Annotated in this window: 18 protein-coding genes; 6 read left to right on the top strand and 12 right to left on the bottom strand. The window is 64.0% G+C overall.

Going from position 1 to position 18,794, the window contains the following annotated elements; all coding sequences use genetic code 11:
• Positions 1-87: 87 nt before the first annotated feature.
• Positions 88-1,035, top strand: coding sequence for an alpha/beta hydrolase (locus ACR9ZN_RS18505; RefSeq protein ID WP_481272860.1), 948 nt, complete (start codon positions 88-90; stop codon positions 1,033-1,035).
• A 35-nt stretch (positions 1,036-1,070) separates the two neighbouring features.
• Here ACR9ZN_RS18505 and ACR9ZN_RS18500 read toward each other — a convergent pair whose 3' ends face one another.
• From ACR9ZN_RS18500 to ACR9ZN_RS18480, 5 genes are all read right to left on the bottom strand, one after another.
• Complete coding sequence (locus tag ACR9ZN_RS18500; protein ID WP_481272859.1) at positions 1,071-2,471, bottom strand: RtcB family protein; 1,401 nt, start codon at positions 2,469-2,471, stop codon at positions 1,071-1,073.
• Between the two features lie 178 nt (positions 2,472-2,649).
• A complete protein-coding gene (locus ACR9ZN_RS18495) occupies positions 2,650-3,192 on the bottom strand; it encodes a GcrA family cell cycle regulator (RefSeq protein ID WP_434957923.1) in 543 nt (180 codons plus the stop codon).
• Between the two features lie 278 nt (positions 3,193-3,470).
• Entirely contained in the window at positions 3,471-4,331 is an 861-nt protein-coding gene (locus tag ACR9ZN_RS18490; RefSeq protein ID WP_481272858.1) for a transporter substrate-binding domain-containing protein, read from the bottom strand.
• A gap of 102 nt (positions 4,332-4,433) precedes the next feature.
• Positions 4,434-4,916, bottom strand: a complete 483-nt coding sequence (locus ACR9ZN_RS18485; RefSeq protein WP_481272857.1) for an SCO family protein — start codon at positions 4,914-4,916, stop codon at positions 4,434-4,436.
• Positions 4,917-5,024: 108 nt separating this feature from the next.
• Complete coding sequence (locus ACR9ZN_RS18480; protein WP_434957920.1) at positions 5,025-5,477, bottom strand: MerR family transcriptional regulator; 453 nt, start codon at positions 5,475-5,477, stop codon at positions 5,025-5,027.
• Positions 5,478-5,997: 520 nt separating this feature from the next.
• Here ACR9ZN_RS18480 and ACR9ZN_RS18475 point away from each other — a divergent pair.
• On the top strand, positions 5,998-8,304 hold the full coding sequence (locus tag ACR9ZN_RS18475) for a tetratricopeptide repeat protein (protein WP_481272856.1): 2,307 nt from the start codon (positions 5,998-6,000) through the stop codon (positions 8,302-8,304).
• Between the two features lie 70 nt (positions 8,305-8,374).
• On the opposite strand, the gene pdeM is transcribed toward ACR9ZN_RS18475, so the two are convergent.
• The 6 genes from pdeM to ACR9ZN_RS18445 form a co-directional block, all read right to left on the bottom strand.
• Positions 8,375-9,064, bottom strand: a complete 690-nt coding sequence (gene pdeM, locus ACR9ZN_RS18470; RefSeq protein WP_454815670.1) for a ligase-associated DNA damage response endonuclease PdeM — start codon at positions 9,062-9,064, stop codon at positions 8,375-8,377.
• A gap of 1 nt (position 9,065) precedes the next feature.
• Entirely contained in the window at positions 9,066-11,735 is a 2,670-nt protein-coding gene (locus tag ACR9ZN_RS18465) for a ligase-associated DNA damage response DEXH box helicase (RefSeq protein ID WP_481272855.1), read from the bottom strand.
• Positions 11,736-11,805: 70 nt separating this feature from the next.
• Positions 11,806-12,159, bottom strand: coding sequence for a hypothetical protein (locus ACR9ZN_RS18460; RefSeq protein ID WP_454815666.1), 354 nt, complete (start codon positions 12,157-12,159; stop codon positions 11,806-11,808).
• 72 nt (positions 12,160-12,231) lie between these two features.
• On the bottom strand, positions 12,232-12,585 hold the full coding sequence (locus ACR9ZN_RS18455) for a hypothetical protein (RefSeq protein WP_434957915.1): 354 nt from the start codon (positions 12,583-12,585) through the stop codon (positions 12,232-12,234).
• 141 nt (positions 12,586-12,726) lie between these two features.
• Positions 12,727-13,638, bottom strand: a complete 912-nt coding sequence (locus ACR9ZN_RS18450; RefSeq protein WP_481272854.1) for a methyltransferase domain-containing protein — start codon at positions 13,636-13,638, stop codon at positions 12,727-12,729.
• Between the two features lie 124 nt (positions 13,639-13,762).
• Positions 13,763-14,833: a purine-nucleoside phosphorylase gene (locus ACR9ZN_RS18445; protein ID WP_481272853.1), complete on the bottom strand. Its 1,071-nt coding sequence runs from the start codon at positions 14,831-14,833 to the stop codon at positions 13,763-13,765.
• A gap of 15 nt (positions 14,834-14,848) precedes the next feature.
• Between ACR9ZN_RS18445 and ACR9ZN_RS18440 the strand changes: the two genes are divergently transcribed.
• Positions 14,849-15,214 carry a hypothetical protein gene (locus ACR9ZN_RS18440; protein WP_481272852.1) on the top strand — a complete coding sequence of 122 codons (366 nt, stop codon included), beginning with the start codon at positions 14,849-14,851 and terminating at the stop codon, positions 15,212-15,214.
• A gap of 94 nt (positions 15,215-15,308) precedes the next feature.
• Here the strand turns inward: ACR9ZN_RS18440 and ACR9ZN_RS18435 are convergent, their stop codons facing one another.
• On the bottom strand, positions 15,309-15,491 hold the full coding sequence (locus tag ACR9ZN_RS18435) for a hypothetical protein (RefSeq protein ID WP_481272851.1): 183 nt from the start codon (positions 15,489-15,491) through the stop codon (positions 15,309-15,311).
• A 142-nt stretch (positions 15,492-15,633) separates the two neighbouring features.
• On the opposite strand from ACR9ZN_RS18435, the gene ACR9ZN_RS18430 reads away from it, so the two are divergent.
• The 3 genes from ACR9ZN_RS18430 (at position 15,634) to ACR9ZN_RS18420 (ending at position 18,792) form a co-directional block, all read left to right on the top strand.
• Positions 15,634-15,933, top strand: a complete 300-nt coding sequence (locus ACR9ZN_RS18430) for a DUF982 domain-containing protein (RefSeq protein WP_481272850.1) — start codon at positions 15,634-15,636, stop codon at positions 15,931-15,933.
• Between the two features lie 178 nt (positions 15,934-16,111).
• Positions 16,112-17,125, top strand: a complete 1,014-nt coding sequence (locus tag ACR9ZN_RS18425) for a ligase-associated DNA damage response exonuclease (RefSeq protein WP_481272849.1) — start codon at positions 16,112-16,114, stop codon at positions 17,123-17,125.
• Positions 17,122-18,792 (top strand): cisplatin damage response ATP-dependent DNA ligase, encoded by a 1,671-nt coding sequence (locus ACR9ZN_RS18420; RefSeq protein ID WP_481272848.1) that lies wholly within the window; start codon positions 17,122-17,124, stop codon positions 18,790-18,792. The genes ACR9ZN_RS18425 and ACR9ZN_RS18420 overlap by 4 nt, the downstream gene beginning before the upstream one ends.
• Positions 18,793-18,794 lie beyond the last annotated feature (2 nt).

The raw sequence follows: 18,794 nt of genomic DNA, 5'->3' as shown, positions 1-18,794 counted from the left end.
GCGCGACGGGCCGAGTGGAGCGGCAGGTCTTGCCGACCTTGCCGGTTCCCTGCACTGTGCGCCATCCCATCGAGGCGATTCAAGCTCATGCCCTCTGTCGATCCTGCCGTGTTTGCTCCCGATGCCGTGGCCGAAACCACGGCGGCCCTCAATGCCGATATCATCGCCAAGATGAGCGCCTTGCCGGATTTGTGGTCCTTTCCGCCCGAACTGATCCGCGAGACCCGGCGCCAGGGCAAGGGGATCTTCCCGCTGCAGGGCAAGAGCGCGCGGGCGCAGGTGCTGGAAATCGAGGGCCGGCAGGGCAAGGTGCCGATCCGCATCATTGCGCCGGAAACGCCGACCGGGGTCTACCTGCACATCCATGGCGGCGGCTGGATGTTCAACCAGTCCGACTTCCAGGACGAGACGCTGGAGAAGATCGCCGAGGCCACCGGCATGGCCTGCATCTCCGTCGAATATCGCCTTGCGCCCGAACATCCTTTTCCCGCCGGGCCGGACGATTGCGAGGCGGCGGCCTTGTGGCTGGTGTCCGAGGGGCGCAAGCGCTTCCGCACCGAACGTTTCTTCATCGGCGGCGAAAGCGCCGGCGCCCACCTTTCCGCGCTGACGTTGCAGCGCCTGCGCGATCGGCATGGCCTCAGGCCCTTCGCCGGCGCCAATCTCATCGCCGGCTGCTACGATCTCGGCATGACTCCTAGCGCACGCAATTTCGACAGGGGCAGACTTATCCTGACGTCGCGCGATATCGCACTGTTCGTGCGGGCCTGCGTGCCCGGCGGCGTCGATCTGCGCTCGCCCCATGTCTCGCCGCTTTACGGCAATCTCGAAGACATGCCGCCGGCCCTGTTTTCTGTCGGCACCTATGACGCCCTGCTCGACGACACGATGTTCATGGCGGGGCGCTGGGAGGCAGCCGGCAGCCATACGACGCTCAGGCTATGGCCGGGCGGCTGCCATGTCTTCCAGGGTTTCGATTTTCCGATGGCACACGAGTCCTTTGCCGACGAGATCGCCTTCTTCAACAGCCTGTGATGGATGGAAGCGGCGGTGAGGTGCCGCCGCTTCGCTCAGCGCCGCTTGCGCCAGGGAGCGTCCTGCTCCCAGTCGCCGGCCATGATCGAGCCATAGGGCACGACCTCGTCGATCACCTCGGCGAGCCCGTATTTGTCGATCTGGGCCCGGACCGAGGCGGCATTCTTGTAGGCCTGCGGCAGTTCGGACAGATCCGGCTTGCCGCAGTAGAAGCGCACGTCGATACCCTCGGGCAGATCCGGCTTTTCACGGCGTAGAAAGGCCGAGCGGCTGAGGTTGCGGCCCGCCCCATGTGGAGCGAAGCCGAGGGCCTCCTTGCGGTCGCGATGCGCCGTGATCAGGATCGGTTCGGCCATGTTGAGCGGGATCAGCGTGCGGCCGTCATCATCCGGCGAAAAGCCGGCCCAGGAAGGCGTTGCGCCCTTGCCGTGATAATAAAGCCCGTCGTCGCGCCGGAACACGAAATTATGCTCGTTCCAGAACCGGTCGGCCACGGCGTTGCCCAGCGACCTGGCGGCATGATCGTGAATGGCGAAATGGCTTGCCTTGCTCCAGCTCCGCGCAAATTGCAGGGCCTGCCAATAGGCCTGCCCTTCCGCGCTCGAGGCCTTCAGCCAGGCATTGTGAGCCGGCACCCGCGGTGCCACGATCTGCGTGTGCTTGCGCGCTGCGGCCATGCCGCGCTTGTAGAGCTGGGCGCCGAGCCCGCGCGAGCCGTGATGGGTCACCAATGCCGGCTGGCCGCTGGAACGCAGATGCCCGACATAGGCGAAGTGATTGCCATCGCCCTGCGAGCCGAAATGGCCTGTCACGATGTTGTCGAGCCCGTGCAGGAACGGATTGGCCTGTAACGTGGCGTCGATGTCGGGCGCGAAATCCGGGACGATCATCGTCTTGCGCCCGCCGGGACCGAAATGGGTCACGGCTTGGACGGCGTCGAGGATACGCCTGGGATCGTCCTTGCGTGCGAACACGGTGATCGCCACCGAGCAGCAGATGTCGGCGGAATGAAAGCCGGGATGGATGGCATCCTCGCACGCCACCGCGCCACCGACCGGGATTGTCCCGAGGGCGGTGCCGGACGGGCAAGCGTCCGGCATCACAGCGCCGGCGACGATAGTGGGCACCCGCATGAGCGCGTCCATATGCGCGGTCACCGAGGCGAGGTTGGCGCGTTCGAGTTCGCCTTCGGCATCCAGGAAGACGCCATAGGGCAAGCCATTGGTCCGCAGCAGTGTCTCGACCGGCTGCAGGCCCTGCAGGGCGATGAAGATGGCGTCGTCATCCGCGCCAGCGCGGCGCAGGCGATTGGCCTCGGCCAAGCCCTGGTTGAACCATTTGCCGGGCTTGAAGCCCCAGGCGATCAGCGTGTTGCCGTCGATGGCTACGCTTTTTGCCGCGATGTCGGGGGAAGCCCCATCCGCATTCCGTGTCATTGCTCCGGTTCCGGTGTGTTGTCTTGCAACGCCGCGCAACAAGAGTTTGGGGCAGGCTGGCCTTTAGGCTAATGAACCTGCAAAAGCAAGGGTTTCCCTTTGGGAAAGGTACTGGTGCCCCGCAAAAGAAAAGGCAGGGAAAACCCTGCCTTCGAATGGATAGGATGGGATGCGACGATCAGGCGCGGGCAGCGCGACGCTCCTTGTCGCGATCGCGCCTGCGGTCGAGCACCGGCTGGTAGGCGATCGAAGCATGATGGAGGCAGTACGGACCCGAGGGCCCGACACGGCTTCCGCAGAAGCGGAAGTCCTCGCGGCCGGGATCGCCCAGCGGCCAGCGGCACATATGCTCGCGCAGTTCCATGATGGTGACGCGTTCGGACATCGGGATGACGACTTCCTCGACCGGACGCAGCGTAGGTTCGGGACGTTCCTCGATGGCGACAAGCGGCATCATCTGCGGCGCAAGGGCGGTGTTGCCCCGCACCACGGGCACGGAAGTCTGGGTGCGGAGAGGATGCGATGGAGCCCGGGTGGGCTTGATACGGCGCTGTGGCGCCGGCGCAGGAGCCTTGGCCCGGCCAGACAAGCCGAGTCTATGCACCTTACCGATCACGGCATTACGCGTGACACCGCCAAGTTCTGTGGCAATGGCGCTAGCAGACAGGCCTTCTGACCACAGCTTTTTCAGAAGTTCTACCCGCTCGTCTGTCCAGTGCATCAGCCTCTCCTGCCTTCCGCCTTGTTTTCGCCCGAATTCGCTACGCCGAATCCTTTCCCATCAGCCTCGATGTCGACAAAACATCGTTGCGCATGCACGCCATGAGCTGACAGGAGTTACGAGACGCCGCACGAGATGTCGTGCTTAACGAAGCCTTAACTACAATAGGCAGTGACTCCAGCGCAAGAGTCCTGCTGACGCGGTGTGCGTTTTCCCCAGCTTCGACGTCAAAGTGAGTCTTTTCGGTAACAGCGGGGGCGCATAAGTTTTCGTTTACGTCACGGAAGCCCTGCAAAGGGATCGACAGGAAACCAGCGGCGTACGAGATCGGCATAGATGCCCTGCTCCCAGATCTGGAAAAGGGCGTAGTCGATCGCCTGCTTGAGATCGCCGTCCTCGCGTCGCAGGGCCATGCCGATGCCATCGCCGAAAAAGTGGCTGTCGAGATAGGGCGCGCCCACGAAGCTGCAGCAATCGCCGGCGTCCGAGCCGTTGAGCCAGAGCGACAGGCCGATGCCGTCGGCGAAGATCAGATCGATCTCCCCGCGCTTGAGGGCTTCACGCAGCGCCGCGTCAGTGACGAAGGATACCAGATTGGCGGTCTTGAGATAGGCTTTGGCGTAGGCGGCATGCGCCGTGTCGGCGACGATGCCGATATGGCGGCCAGCCAGCCCCTCCGGCGTGAAGACCGGCGGCGGATCCTTGCGCCGCATGGCGAAGCGGGCAGGACGCATGTAATAAGGGCGGGAGAACTGCAGCCGCTCGCGGGCTTCCTTGCTCGGCACGAGCGAGGCGGCGATGACATCTGCCTGGCCCTCCTCCAGGGCCGCGACGATGGTGTCCCAGCGCCGGGCCTGGATGGTGCAGGACAGTTTCAGCTGCCGGCAAACCGCGCGGGCAAGGTCGACATTGAAACCTTCCAGAGTGCCGCTCGACCCCTGGAAGTCGAAAGGCGGAAAATCGTCCTCGGTCAGGAAGCGGATCCGGCGCACCGATTTCAGGTCTGGCCGCTCGGGGCGCCGGTGCGGATCCCAAAGGCCATAGGGACCGGTGGTGGTCGAGGCGGCCCTGGCGTCGCCATAGGCTGATATGGCGAGCATCAATCCGAAGAGAAGCGTCGAGAGGGCGCCGAATTTCAACAGGTCGAATTCCTATTGCAGCGGGGCTGATCATCGTTCGGGTCGGGAATGCCGGATCCGTCCATGGCGATCCATCGCAAGGTCGACCCTTGATCTCGCACTCTATCGACCCTGCATGACAGTTTCCAGGAGCGCAACCACCTCGTCCGGCGACGCGTGCAAGTCGAAGCTCGAACGCAGGCGGCCATCCTTGTCGAGTACAAGGACAGTGTTGGTGTGATCGATATTGTAATTCTTGCCTGTTCCCGGCAAAATTCTTGCTTCTATGCTGTAGAAGTCGCGTATCGCGGTAAGTTGTGCGGGGTCGCCCGTCAGGCCGCGCAGATGCGGGTCATAGGTGGAAAGGCTGGCCTTCAATTGCTCGGGCGTGTCCCTGTCGGGATCGACGGTGATGAAGAGCGTGTTGATCTGCGAGGCGTCCGGTCCGAGCTTCTTCATCACCTGCGCGAGCAGGAACAGCGTCGTTGGGCAGATGTCGGGGCAGTGCGTGAAGCCGAAATAGATCAGGCTCGGCTTGCCCTGCAATTCCTTGAAGTCAAAGGCTCTGCCATCGGCATCCGTCAACATGAACGGCTTGCCGATCACGCTGGTAGCCTTCTGCTCGGATAGGACGAGGGCCCATGAGCCAAGGCCAGCAAACACAAGGAAACCTGTGCCGCCGATCAGGTACTTCCGACGAGTGAGTGCGACCACTTAGCGCGGCAGGGCGTTGGCCAATCCCTCATAACTGCGACGCAATTCGGCCAAGGCTTCGTCGATCTCGCGGCGCTGGCGCTCCAGATGCTCGATCTGTTCGCGGACGGTGCTGGCGCTGATGTCGAGACTTGCCGTCTTGCCTTCCCCATGATGGGCGATCATCTCGCCGATTTCCACCAGGGTAAAACCCAGCCGCTTACCCTTAAGGATAAGTTGCAGATGCTCGCGGTCACGTGCACTATAAAGCCGAGTCAGGTTGTCGCGCGTTGGATTGAGAAGGCCCTTGTCCTCGTAGAAGCGCAAGGTTCGCAAGGTAACGCCAAACTCTCGCGCAAGGTCACCTATTGTATAGGTGACCGTACTATTCGTGGCGTTTTCTGTCTCTGCTACGAATACCGTCACCGGTTGGCCTTTTGTGTTTGTCGCCGACCTGGCTTCCAACTTTGACATGGTCTCTCTCTCGCGCCCGTTACAGGCTAGCAGCGCCGCTACTCGTTCGTTGCAACAGGTACCATAATACGAAATCCGGGGGGCGTCAGCAATTAATATATTACCAAGCGAACGCCTAGATCTCCAGCAGGGAGATCATAGCCCCCGCTCTGCTTCCTTTCAAGGGTAACGTATTAAATTAGCGCGCGTTAAGCGTTTCGAACAACACGGGCATCAAGAGAATTCTAGCCTTGTCGCAAAGTCTAATGTCGGTTCTTGCACGGTACCCCACTTTCCTGTCCGCTCGGGAGCTTGGGTGGTTGGGTTTTTAGTAAAAAAGCGCTTTGGATGCTCTACAATGTTGTTGCTGCCAGGAAGAGCGCTAGGGCAGTGACGGTTAAGGGGATATTTACCCTGTTGCGCGAAAGCTGCTGCTGCGGGCACTGCGTGCCGCCCTCTCTCCGTGTTTCCGGCCCGATTTTCCGGGGCGGAGGACGGGAGAGGCGTGAGAATCAGGCCGTTCGCCGGCACGGGAAGCTAAATGAGCCAAGCAGTGTCATGGAGTGTCGAGGGCGTCGATTCCCAGACGCGCGAGGCTGCCGCTATTCTGGCACGGCGCTCGGGCATGACGCTTGCTCAATGGCTGAAATCGACCGTTGCCGAGCAAAAACTGCATGAACCGTCTCTTTTCGAGACGCAGAGCGATCTCCCGGAATCGCCCTTGGCTGCGATTGCACGGAAGCTGGCAGCCAGCCAGGAAAGGTATGCCGGTAGTAGTTCGGGTGACCCGAAACGCAGGATCCAGACAGTAGAGGTCAGCGCGTCCGTGCTCGCGCGCCATATCCGAGCAAGCGAAACCAGAATGGCGGGGCTGATCGAGCAACTTATCCACAGGCAGGAGCAGAGCGAGACCCAGATGGCCACCCTGGTCGATGCCCTCGTGGACGGTTTCGCGTCTCGACCCACAGCTACGGCGCCCGTCGATGATGCCGATGGTCTTGACGATTTGGCACGCGATCTGGAGCAGCGCATCGCCGGCATGGCCACCAAGCTCGGTCCGTCTGCGTCCGCACCATCGGTTTCGCCGGCGCCCCGTGACGATCTGAGCGAACAGATCGCGGCGCTGACACGCGAGGTCGCGGAACTGCGCCGCAGCCATCCCACCGTCGCGCCCGGCCAGGAAGATCTCGCCGGCCTGCGTACGGAAATGGCGGATCTCAACCGGCATATCGCCGACATCCGCTCCCCCGAGCAGTTCGCTCGTCTCGACAAGAAGCTCGATCTGCTGACGCGTCAGGCCCAGGATCCGGCCGTATTGGCCGCTCTCCAGCGCGAGACGGCCGACATCCGCGCCCGCCTCGGCGATCTTGTTCGCCAGCCTGAGGGTGCGCACGATCTTCACGAGAAGATCGATGCCCTGCGCCAGGCCGTCGAGGATGTGCAATCCTCGACCAATGCCTCGCTGACGGGGCTGATGACCAAGCTCGAAGCCCTGGATGGGCGCGTCGTCGACGAGGCGGCCGTCTCCGCCCTGGAGCGGCAGATCACGGCGATGGCGGGGAACATCGAAGGGCTCGGCAGCGGAACGCTTGGCGCCGCACAATTGCGGGAAGTTTTCGGTGAGGCTTTGGCCGGATCGGCGTTGGCGGCCTTGCCGGAAGAACTGCAGCGTTTCTATAGCGAATTGCGCCAATATCAGCAGGACGATGTCCGGGATACGCGCACGGCCCTCGAAGCCTTGCAATCGCTGCTGCACCAACTCGGCAACAGTCTGGCCGTAGTCGAAGACATGGTCAGGAGCCGGGGTGGATCGGTCATCGTCGGGCCGCCCGACATGTCCGGCATCGCGCCCTTGTTCGGCCGTGAGCGGCCCGATGACATTTCCTGGTCCGACGATCTGCCGCGATCCCTTGCGGGCGACGGACCCCGGAGTTCATCCGCAGAGGCACCCCAAAATATCGGCCGCCCCAGCCAGGTTTCCGCCCTCGGGGCGGGCAGCCCGTTGCCGTCGAGCGGAACACGCAGCGCCTTCATCGCCGCAGCGCGGCGGGCGGCGCGTGCTGCAAATGAGGCCGAGGGGGCCATCACGCGCGAGGAGAACGATCCCGTGACCGGAGATGAACCTTTCTACAAGCGGCACAAGCGCCCGATCCTGCTAGGCTTGGCGGCCGTGACCATGATGCTGGGCGCGTTGCAGGGCGGAAAAGCCGGCGCTGCTCCCAGCGGCAACCGGCCGGTACCGCGCCTGAGCACGTCGGCGGTTCAGCAGGCGCGGCCGGCAATCACCATTCCCAAGCCGGAACAGGCCGGGCAGGCTCTGGCCTGGTTCGAGGAGGCCCGCCGGCTCGATCGGCCCGCGGCCTCCACCCAGGATCTCGCCAAGGCGGCCGGGCTTTATCGCCAGGCGGCCCAGATGGGCTACACGCAGGCGCTGTTCCTGCTGGGGCTGGCCTATGACAAGGGCAGGGGGGTCGGTCAGGACGCCGTGCTGGCGGGACTGTGGTATCAGCGCGCGGCCGAGCATGGCTCGGTGAACGCGATGTACAATCTGGCCGTGCTCTATGCCAATGGCGCCGTGATGGGCGCTCCCGATTACGAACAGGCCGCTCGCTGGTTCCATCAGGCCGCCGAGAAGGGCCATGTCGGCAGTCAGTACAATTACGCCCTGCTGGCAGCCCGGGGCCTCGGCACGCCGCGCGATCTTGCCGTTTCCTATCGCTTCCTCGCGCTTGCGGCGGCGGCGGGTGACGCGGACGCCCTGATGAAGCTGGCCGAGCTCGAGCCGCGCCTGACGCCGTCGCAACGCGCTGCAGCCGAGGCGGGCAGGACCGGGCATCATCCCTGTTGAGGGGCGTTATTCCAGCAAAATGAGGCGCAACCAGCCTTCTCCCGCAAGGGGAGAAGGAAGTGGCACCCTCTCACCCGCCCAGGCAGCGCGCTCTCGGGAAGGCGAAGACGCGCTCGTCGCCCATCAAATGGGCCGTGAAGCCGTCGGGGAAAAGCGGCGCGAAGGCGGCGTCGCGCACGTTCAGCCCACCGGCATAGGCGCCGAAGGCCGGTAGAATGGCACGCCTGCCGTCGCCGGCAAAGCAGCGCCGTCTCAGCGAGCGGCCGCGCGTGGCTACCCGGGCCACGGGATGCAGGTGACCGGCGATCTCGCCAGGCTCGGCTCTTGCCGATGGCTCATGTCGAAACAGCACCGGCCCGATGGCCAGTTCCGGCGTTGCCGTGCCGCCAAGGTCGGTTGGGGGATCGGGATCATGGTTGCCGGCGATCCAGAATATTTCGCGCCCGTGGATGCAACGCTGTAGCGCTTCCCGGTCGCGCGAGGCGAGGCGAGTATCGGCGCGGCGGTCGTGGAAACTGTCGCCGAGGAAGATCAGCCGCCTTGCACCGAAACGAGACAGGAGCCGCGCCAGGCGTTTCAGGGTCTCGGCGGTATCGTAGGGCGGCAGCAATACGCGGCGTTCGGCGAAGGAAGAGCCCTTTTCAAGGTGCAGGTCCGATACGACGACCAGGCTTTCTTCCGGCCAGACCAGCGCGCCGTCGGCGGTGGCGAGGAATTCCACCCCGGCGACGCCGAGCACGGCTTCGTCCCGCCGGATCATCTCAGGCGCTTCCTCTATCGTCGGCTCGATCCTGCCGTCCAACCATGGCCTCCGCGATCAAATCATCCGCTGCCTCGGCGAGGACGCTGTCCGTCGCCTCGCCGTAAACCGGCTCCCGGCCGATCTCCAGCATGATCGGCACCGCCAAGGGCGAGATGCGATCGAGCCTCTTATGAATGATTCGGCCCCTGATGCGCGAGAGCATGCTGGAAAGGCGCTGGAGATCGAGCAGTCCGGTGCGCGCATCCTCCCAGGCGGCGCGCATCAGGATGTGGTTGGGCTCGTGCTGGCGCAGCACGTCATAGACGAGGTCGGTGGAGACGGAGATCTGGCGCCCGGTCTTCTCCTTGCCGGGAGCGCGGCGCTCGATCAGGCCTGAAATGATGGCACAGGTGCGGAACATGCGCTTCATCAGGGCGGATTCCGCCAGCCATTCCTCGAGGTCGTCGCCCAGCATGTCCTGGTCGAACAACTGGTCCATCGCCGCCCTGTGCATGTCGGAAACGCCCCACACCGCCAGTGCATAGTCGTTGGCGACGAAGCCCATCGGCTTCAGTTTCGCCCGTTCCAGCCGGCGGGTCAGCAGCATGCCGAGCGTCTGATGGGCGAGGCGGCCCTCGAAAGGATAGCAGACGAGATAATGGCGGTTGCCGCGCGGAAAGGTCTCGACCAGGAGGTCGCCGGCCGGCGGCATCCGGGAGATGTCGCGCTGCAGGCGCAGCCAGTCTGCGACCTGATCGGGCAGGGTGGGCCAGCTGTCGGGATTGGCCAGTATAGAACGGACGCGGGCGGCCAGATGCGTGGAAAGCGGGAATTTGCCACCGGCGAAGGAGGGGATCTTCGGGTCCCGGCCTGGTGGCGCGCGGGTGACGAGCACATCCTCCTCCTGGATGCCTTCGAAGCGCAGGATCTCCCCGGCGAAGAGGAAGGTGTCACCGACCGAAAGTCCCTCGGCGAAATATTCCTCTACCTCGCCCAGCACGCGTCCGAAGCCGCGCCGGGCCGATGTTTCGCCCGGCTTGCGCTTGGGCGGGCCGGAAGCCTTGGGATCCATGAACCAGGGCAGATACGGCGTCGGCTTGTCGGCGGCCATGCGGGTCGGCTCGCGAGGGCCTCTGTTGGAAAGGCGCACCTTGAGCAGGGCTTCCTCCACGATGGTGCCGACATTGAGCCGATAGGCTTGCGCCACCATGGGATTGGCGATGCGCCAGAGGCCATCCTTACCCCGCCGGATCTTGGCGAAGCGATCGTAGGTCTTCAGGGCGTAGCCGCCGGTCGCCACGAAAGCGAGGACGTCGTCGAAGGTCGAACGGTCGAGCCGAGCATAGGCTTCAGTCGAGGCGATTTCCCGATAGAGCGCATCGGCGTCGAAGGGAGCACCGCAGGCAACCCCGAGCACGTGCTGGGCCAGCACGTCGAGGGCGCCGGTGCGGGCGATCGGCGTGTCCTGCTCGCCGGCCTTGGCGGCATCGACCGCTGCCTTGCATTCCAGCACCTCGAAGCGGTTGGTCGGCACCAGGATCGCCTGCGAGGGCTCGTCCAGGCGATGGTTGGCACGGCCGATGCGCTGGAGCAGGCGGGAGGCCCCCTTGGGCGCGCCGACATTGATGACGAGATCGACATCGCCCCAGTCGATGCCGAGGTCGAGGGTAGAGGTACACACCACAGCCTTGAGCCGTCCGGCGGCCATGGCTTCCTCGACACGTCGACGCTGGCCGACTTCCAGCGAACCGTGATGGAGCGCGATGGCGAGGCTTTCCTCGTTCACCCGCCAGAGTTCCTGGAACACGAACTCGGCCTGCATGCGGGTGTTGACGAAGACGAGCGTGGTCTTGTGGGTCTTTATCAGGGCGTAGAGCTCGGCCATGGCGTGTCGGGCGGTGTGGCCGGCCCAGGGCAGACGCTCCGCCGTTTCCAGGATGTCGAGCACCGGCGCCGCACCGCCTTCGGCGATCACTAGGTCGGCCATGGCTGGGCGGTCGGCCCCCCGAATCTGGTGGCCGGGGGATTGGGGCACGATCCAACGCCGGAGTTCATCCGGGTCGCGCACCGTGGCCGAGAGGCCGACGACTTCGAGATCCGGCACGAAATACCGCAGGCGCGCCAGGCCGAGGGCAAGCAGGTCGCCGCGCTTGGAGGTGACGATAGAGTGGAGTTCGTCCAGCACCACACGCTTGAGACCGCCGAACAGGTCGGCAGCCTCCCGGCTCGCCAGCAGCAGAGCAAGCTGCTCGGGGGTGGTGAGCAAGATATCGGGCGGGTCGCGCTTCTGGCGTTGGCGCTTGGCCTGGGGCGTGTCGCCGGTGCGAGTCTCGATGCGGATGGGCAGCCCCATCTCGCCGGCCGGACGCTCCAGGTTGCGGGCGACGTCGACGGCCAGCGCCTTGAGCGGCGAGATGTAGAGCGTGTGGAGCGCAGAGGGGGCGTTGGCGCGACGAGGAGCGAGGTCGATCAGGCTCGGCAGGAAGCCGGCCAGGGTCTTGCCGGCGCCAGTGGGGGCGATCAGCAGGGCCGAGCGCCCGCTGCGCGCCTTCTCGACGAGCTTAAGCTGATGCGGTCGCGGCGTCCAGCCGCGGGCCGCAAACCAGTTTGCGAAGATCGCCGGAAGGGTTGGGAGCGGCGAGCTGGAGCCCAGATCTCCTGTCTCTCGCGTCCCGATCTGTTCATTCATGCCGCTATCGCCGATTCCTGCGGAGATATTGGCCTGCCGGGGTCAGATGTCCACTATCGACCTGAAGGTGCTAGCGGCAATCATAGATTGCCATGATGGCATGGGCCTCGCCATAGGCGCCTGGATCATTGGTGATGCTGTAGCGGATGGGAGGGCGTGCCCCCTCGCACCCCTCCCGGCGAGCACGTGCATCCAGGTCATGCATGATGGCGGGTGTGATGGGTTGAGGTCTGCGCCAATAGTAAAAATTGGAGACCATGAGCCCTCCAGCGTGACTACCATCGCCAATACGCGAAATGCGCTTGACCACGTCGCCCCGCGAAGTCTCCTGAGAGGTGCGGGTGATGAGGTTCAGGTCGCTTCGGCCGGCGCAACTGGCAAGGCTGAGGCCTGCCACGGCTATAACGAGAATTTTCGAGTACATGCTCTTTCTCCGGAGACCAGAGGCGGATTCCGCAAAAACCCGCTCGAAGCGGGTCGGTCGTTGGCCCGGTGTTCAATCGCAGTCGTAGTGGGTGATGATGCGATAGGCCGAGGTATAGGTGCCCCAGCGAGCGCTGACGCTGCTGCGCACAGGGACATTACCGTCGAGGCAGCCGGCACGGCGAGCCCGGATGTCCATGTCGCGCAGGATCGGCGTCGTCACCGGCTGGGGCCGGCTCACATAATAGAAATTCGACACCATCAGATTGCCGGCCAGGATGCCGTCGGTGATGCGAGTGGTGTCCTTGACGACCCGGCCGCGCGGCGTCTGGTCAGCCGTCCTCGTCAGGGTCTGCAGACCACCGCTGGTTGCACAGCTCGCACAGGCAAGGCCTGCCAGGACGACCGCGGAAATTCTCGAAAACATAGTGCCCCCTTCAAGCGCATGACTCTCCGTTGGTTGGCAAGCAACCAAGTCCCCCGGGCCATCCTTACGTTGGGGAAGTAATTTTGCCAAGGCGCGCGACGTACCAGGAGTGGCGCCGAGGTTTCTTGTCTTGCGGACCGGTCAGCGTTCCAGCACGACCACCAGGCCCGGCACCGGAACGCCTCGGTCGGTGCGAGCCCAGGCGTCATCGAGATGGCGTGGCTGCAGACCCGCCGCGGCCACCCAGCTCTCGATGCCTTCACGCGAATGGGCGTAGCGCAGATCGTGATTGAGAATGAAGGCGGCAGGGCCGTCCTGACTCTGGACCGTGAAGGCGAACAGCCCGCCGGGCACCAGCACGCGCGCGGCTTGCCGGAAAATGGTGTCGAGGTCACCGAGATAGATGAACACGTCGGCGGCCAGGATCAGGTCGGCGCTGCCCGCGTCCTGCCAGAGGAGAAAATCGGCGATATCGGCTCGTTCCAGCTCACGATAGATCTGCTTGGCACGTGCCTTAGCAAGCATGGCGGCGGAGAGGTCGACGCCGACGATATTTTGGCAGTAGGGGTGGAAGATCTCGCCCGCAAGACCGGTGCCGCAACCCAGATCCAGTGCGCGTTCGAACGGCCCTTGTCGGCCAAGTCCGTCCAATGCCATGCGCAGCAGGGCAGGGCCACGATAGGAGAGATTGTCCACCAGGGAGCGCTCAAAGCGCGGCGCATATTCGTCGAACAGGGCGGCGATGTGCGCCGGCGTCATCGCGCCATTGGCCGGCATCTCGCCGAGCCGGGCCAGACGTGCTCCGGCGCCTGCTTCATCCGTCGGGTCGAGGGAAAGGGACCTTCGGAAGGCCTCGATGGCTTCTTTCAGACGGCCGAGTGTCTCGTTGAGGTCGCCAAGCGTCAGCCAGCCGGCGGCCCAGCCAGGCGCCTCATCAAGGGCCTGCGCCACCAGTTCGGCGGCCGATGCAGGATCGCCCCCGGTCTTGTAGTCCATGGCATAGGCGAAACGGCGGTCGGCGATGGCATTGCCGGAGGAACGGGCTTTGAGCATGGTGGGGCTGCGGGAGAAAGCCGAGCGGACAGAACGGCCTGTCGGGCCATGTAGAGTTCGTGATGCCGGCAGCTCTCATCAAAATTGCGAGCACCACGACGTCTCTGGAAGCGCCAAAAGACGCCTACAGCCTGCCGGCTGACCATGACGGCCAGTTCTTGAGGACCGCGTCGGCGAAGGTCGAGCCGACACGATAAGCATTGGCAACCGACGGGCCGAAGCCACCGGACTTGGCGCTGAGCGACTCTGCCGCGCTCTGGCCGGGCGCCTCGCGATCGAAGTTGGAGGCGGTGCGCAGCACGGCGATGCGGTCGAAGTCGAGCAGGCCGGCTTCGGCACCGCGCTTGAGGGCGGTCAGCGTGGCATTATCTTCCATCTGCGTGGTGCAGTAATTCGCCTTGCCGTCGGTGGCATGCTTGGCCCAGCGTTCCATGGCCTCGCCGATCCTGGATCCGTGCCAATAGGTGTCGATCGAGACGGTATCGCACAGCTTCACTGTCGGTTTGTCGCGGGCGGCTTCGTCCTGATAGCGGCTGCGATAATTCTGTGCGTCCTTGCCGTCTGCGAGTTCGACGGAGCGGGTCAGCTCGAAGGCCTTTTCCGCCAGTTTCGGATTGAGCGCATAGACCTCGGTACCGGCGCTCCAGCCTGCCTTGTCGCTCGGCTTGGCGGCGCCGAGGGGCAGCATGCCGTCGGGCCAGTCGGCGGGGATCTGGCGCGGGTCGATATCGTGGCGCAGGCCGCCATCGATGACATAGCGCGCCCACAGCGCCGATCCCAGCGTGCCGTCCTTGGGATCGACGCCGGCAATGCCGTCGATCAGGAAATAGGTCTGCTTCAGGTCGAACTTGCCGCCGAGGACGAGGGCTGCCGTCGAGCTGGCCGCATTGGCATAGCCCATGGCCGTTGTCATCACGCACAGGCCGTCGGTATCGCACGCGACGTCGGGATATTCCCGCGACAGGCCGGGAACCTTGATTTTCGTCGTCAGTTTCCGGGCCTCGAGCCAGGGCTTGGTTTCCTCGCCGAACATGGTGATCACCATCACCTTGGGGGCGATCCGTTCGGCGGCGCTGACATGGGTACTGACGACGAGAGCCAGTGTCGCCACCAGGCCGGCGCCGACAAGATATTTGCTTGCGGATGGCACCCGCGATTGGGCCTTGGCCAGCATCGGCGTCCGGTTGAACAGCATCTGGAAGGGATCTCCATGGTTGCCCTCTCCGGTATCGCATGGGCGGGGCGATGTCATCCTGTTCCACATGATGGTGACGCCGCATTTTGTTCATCATTTGTGGACGGGAGTGCCGAGAAAGTTGATGAAGGGCGGATCGTGCTCAATTTTCCCGCTTCTTGGCGGGGGATGCTTGTGGTTTTTGGGGAGCCGGAGCCTATTGGTGCGGAGATTGGACGCCCGCCCATGGACTCTGATGACCTTCGTAAAATCGCGGTGCTCGTGTTCGTGGCACTCTTGCTCGCTGCGTGTATTTGGGTCTTCGAAACCCTGAAGGCCGACAATGACCTGTTGAATTGCGTGACGTCTGGGCGCACCAACTGCGAGCCGCTGCATCAGTAATGAATCGCCCGGAAACTCAGGCGCCGCGCGGTCAGACGTTCAAGCTTCGGCCTCATATTTGATGCGTCAAGGGGGCGCTGAGCCGGCAGGCGCGCTAGATGGCGAGGATGGCAGGCCAGCCGCTGCCTGGCTGTTTCGGGCCGCCACCGCCGGTGATGCACCGCAGTGTCCCGAAGGCATTGATCATGCAGGTCGTGACGGCCTTCGCTTTCCATGCATGCTCGGGGAACCCAACCAGCTTTGGAGCGTTGCTGCTGTCGTCATAGCTGTTGGGCATATTTTGATTTGATCCGTAATTTGGGGAGAAAAACCCGCTTCCGACGGCGCTTGGGAATTAGCCTTGAAATCGGCGCTGCGGGTTCAAATCTCTGTCTCGGCTTCGAACGGCCATGCACTTATTGGACTAGTTGAGGTGTGAAATGTCGGAAGTTGCCTTCCATCATCCAGTCTCGTTCAAGCTCGGGCACAATCAGACGGTTGTGATCCGATCGGTTCAGCAGGCACTGGATTTTCTCGACAATCGGTGGCCTGAGATGGGTGAAGCTCTCTATGTGGTTGCGCGAGGCGCCTGCCTTGAAGCGTTGATCGACGAGGGGAAAGTCAAAGCCGCGAGATATGCCTTCATGGACGCCTTGGTCGAGGCTGGGCTTGAGCCGGTCTTCGAGTTCGGATTCATGTCGGCAATGAGCAACAGTTCACAAAATGGATTGGTGACCTGAGCGATGATGGTACAGCAAATCAAGGTGACTTGGAGTGGCAGGACTTGAAGTGGCGGGACAAGCGCTCGGCGTGGCCATGCCAGCCTGAAAACTGGAGGACGCTGGCACGCACCTCCTGGCAGACACCTCCTGGCACCCGCACCTTGGCCCCGTTCCGCTTTCACCCTATGTTCTCGCGATGCGGCCTTCGGACTTGCTGATTCCGACGCCGTCGGGGCTGTATTGCCCGCTGGCGGATGTCCATGTCGATCCCATCGGGCCGGTCGAACGGGCCCTGATCACCCACGCCCATTCCGATCATGCCCGCGCCGGTCATCGCCAGGTGCTGGCCACCGCCGAGACGCTGGCGATCATGGCGGCGCGCTATGGCGAGGATTTTTGCGAAACGCGCCAGACCGCCATTCTCGGCCAGAAGCTCGATCTCGGCGGCGTGAGCGTGACGTTTCACCCCGCCGGCCACGTGCTGGGCTCGGCGCAGATTGCCTTCGAGGCAAAGGGCCTGCGCATCGTCGCCTCGGGAGACTACAAGCGCCAGGCCGATCCGACCTGCCTGCCCTTCGAGCCGGTGCCCTGCGATGTCTTCATCTCGGAAGCCACCTTCGCTTTGCCGGTGTTCCGCCATCCCGATCCCCGGCAGGAGATCGGCAAGCTGCTCGGGTCGCTGGCTCTGTTTCCCGAGCGGGCCCATCTCGTTGGCGCCTATTCCCTCGGCAAGGCCCAGCGCATCATCGCCATGGCCCGCCAGGCTGGTCATCAGGCGCCGATCTATCTGCATGGCGCCATGGAGAAGGTGACGCGCCTCTATGAAGCCTTCGGCATCGAACTCGGAACGCTGCACCTGGTGCGCGACGTCAAGCCTGCCGAACTGGCTGGTGCCATCGTGCTCTGTCCGCCCAGTGCGGCCCAGGAAGCCTGGTCGCGCAAGATGCCGGATCCCCTCAGCGTCTACGCTTCGGGCTGGATGCGCATCCGGGCGCGGGCGCGCCAGAGTGGCGCCGAACTGCCGCTGGTGATCTCCGACCATGCCGATTGGTCCGATCTGCAGCGCTCGATCTTGGAGACGGGCTGCTCGGAGCTCTGGGTCACGCACGGCCAGGAAGATGCACTGGTGCATTGGGCCGGCAGCCAGGGGCTGAAGGCCCAGCCCCTGCACATGATCGGCTATGGCGACGAGGAGGCGGACGAGGCATGAACCGCTTCGCCGAATTGCTTGATCGCCTTGCCTATGAGCCGGGCCGCAACGCCAAGCTGCGGCTGCTGACGAGTTATTTCCGCGATACGCCCGATCCGGACCGCGGCTATGCGCTTGCGGCGATCACCGGGGCGCTGTCCTTCCGCAACGCCAAGCCGGCCTTGCTGCGCGAGTTGATCGGCGAACGGGCCGATCCCGAACTCTTTGCGCTGTCCTACGACTATGTCGGCGATCTTTCCGAGACCATCGCGCTGATGTGGCCGGCCCGGCCGGGCATGAACCATGCGCCTACCTTGTCGGAAGTGGTCGAGGCTCTGAGCCAGGCCGGGCGCTCGGAAATGCCCGCCCTGATCGCCCGCCATCTCGACGCGCTGGACGAGAAGGGGCGCTGGGCATTCCTCAAGCTCATCACCGGAGCGTTGAGGATCGGCGCTTCCGCCCGTCTCGCCAAGAGCGCCGTTGCGGCGCTGGGCAAGCTCTCGGCCGACGACATCGAGCTGGCCTGGCCAGGCCTGCAGCCACCCTATCAGGAGCTGTTCGCCTGGGCGGAAGGCAGGGGCGAGCGGCCCGAGAGCGGCAACCCCGCCCCGTTTCGGCCGGTGATGCTGGCCCATGCCCTGGAAGAGGGCGATCTTGCGGCCATCCTGCCGGACAGCCATGTCGCGGAATGGAAATGGGACGGCATCCGCGTCCAGGCCGTCGGCGCTCTCACTGAAAATGGACCCGTGCTGCGCCTTTACTCCCGCACCGGCGAGGATATTGCCCCGGCCTTTCCCGATCTCGTCGAGGCCCTCAATTTCGAGGGCGCCATCGATGGTGAATTGCTGGTGCGGCGGCTCGGCGAGGATGGTGCCGGCCGCATCGAGAATTTCAATGCCCTGCAGCAGAGGCTCAACCGCAAGAGCGTGACGCCCAAGCTGGTCGCCGACTATCCCGCCCATATCAGGGCCTACGACCTGCTGGCCGAAGGGGATGAGGATCTGCGCGATTGCCCCTTCATCGAAAGGCGGGCCCGACTGGAGACTTTCGTGGCACGCCTTGCTTCGCCACGCCTCGACCTTTCGCCGTTGGTAGCCTTCGCCGGGCCGGAAGCCCTGGCGTTGGCCCGGGAAAGTCCCGCTAGCGCTGGGGCCGGTCCTGATGCCGAAGCGGTCGAGGGGCTGATGCTGAAGCGGCGCGACAGCCTCTATGTGCCCGGCCGGCCGAAGGGGCTATGGTTCAAGTGGAAGCGCGAGCCGTTCCGCATCGACGCCGTGCTGATGTATGCCCAGCGCGGCCATGGCAAGCGTTCCTCCTTCTATTCCGACTACACGTTCGGTGTGTGGAAGGGTGAGGAGCTGGTGCCGGTCGGCAAGGCCTATTTCGGCTTCACCGACGAGGAATTGCGCGACATCGACCGTTTCGTCCGCAACAACACGGTGAACCGCTTCGGGCCAGTGAGGGAAGTTGTCCACACCGCCGAGAAAGGCCTGGTGGTAGAAGTTGCCTTCGAGGGACTGGCGCGTTCCAGCCGCCACAAATCCGGCGTCGCCATGCGCTTTCCTCGGCTGGCACGCTTGCGCTGGGACAAGCCGCCGAGCGAGGCGGACAGGCTGGAAAGCCTCACTGCCCTGCTTGACCGCGGGGCCGTCACGCCCGAAATAGGCGCTGGTACGGCAGGAGATTAGGT

The sequence above is a fragment of the Labrys sp. HAY1-8F genome, assembly GCF_056754975.1.
The sequence above is the reverse complement of the archived record's forward strand: the minus strand, read 5'-3'. Positions and strand labels throughout refer to the sequence as shown.

Coding starts and splice junctions, on each gene's coding strand:
- ACR9ZN_RS18505 (WP_481272860.1), top strand. CDS start 88: ATGCCCTCTGTCGATCCTGCCGTGTTTGCTCCCGATGCCGTGGCCGAA.
- ACR9ZN_RS18500 (WP_481272859.1), bottom strand. CDS start 2,471: ATGACACGGAATGCGGATGGGGCTTCCCCCGACATCGCGGCAAAAAGC.
- ACR9ZN_RS18495 (WP_434957923.1), bottom strand. CDS start 3,192: ATGCACTGGACAGACGAGCGGGTAGAACTTCTGAAAAAGCTGTGGTCA.
- ACR9ZN_RS18480 (WP_434957920.1), bottom strand. CDS start 5,477: ATGTCAAAGTTGGAAGCCAGGTCGGCGACAAACACAAAAGGCCAACCG.
- ACR9ZN_RS18475 (WP_481272856.1), top strand. CDS start 5,998: ATGAGCCAAGCAGTGTCATGGAGTGTCGAGGGCGTCGATTCCCAGACG.
- pdeM (WP_454815670.1), bottom strand. CDS start 9,064: ATGATCCGGCGGGACGAAGCCGTGCTCGGCGTCGCCGGGGTGGAATTC.
- ACR9ZN_RS18465 (WP_481272855.1), bottom strand. CDS start 11,735: ATGAATGAACAGATCGGGACGCGAGAGACAGGAGATCTGGGCTCCAGC.
- ACR9ZN_RS18460 (WP_454815666.1), bottom strand. CDS start 12,159: ATGTACTCGAAAATTCTCGTTATAGCCGTGGCAGGCCTCAGCCTTGCC.
- ACR9ZN_RS18455 (WP_434957915.1), bottom strand. CDS start 12,585: ATGTTTTCGAGAATTTCCGCGGTCGTCCTGGCAGGCCTTGCCTGTGCG.
- ACR9ZN_RS18450 (WP_481272854.1), bottom strand. CDS start 13,638: ATGCTCAAAGCCCGTTCCTCCGGCAATGCCATCGCCGACCGCCGTTTC.
- ACR9ZN_RS18445 (WP_481272853.1), bottom strand. CDS start 14,833: ATGCTGTTCAACCGGACGCCGATGCTGGCCAAGGCCCAATCGCGGGTG.
- ACR9ZN_RS18440 (WP_481272852.1), top strand. CDS start 14,849: ATGGTTGCCCTCTCCGGTATCGCATGGGCGGGGCGATGTCATCCTGTT.
- ACR9ZN_RS18435 (WP_481272851.1), bottom strand. CDS start 15,491: ATGCCCAACAGCTATGACGACAGCAGCAACGCTCCAAAGCTGGTTGGG.
- ACR9ZN_RS18430 (WP_481272850.1), top strand. CDS start 15,634: ATGTCGGAAGTTGCCTTCCATCATCCAGTCTCGTTCAAGCTCGGGCAC.
- ACR9ZN_RS18425 (WP_481272849.1), top strand. CDS start 16,112: ATGCGGCCTTCGGACTTGCTGATTCCGACGCCGTCGGGGCTGTATTGC.
- ACR9ZN_RS18420 (WP_481272848.1), top strand. CDS start 17,122: ATGAACCGCTTCGCCGAATTGCTTGATCGCCTTGCCTATGAGCCGGGC.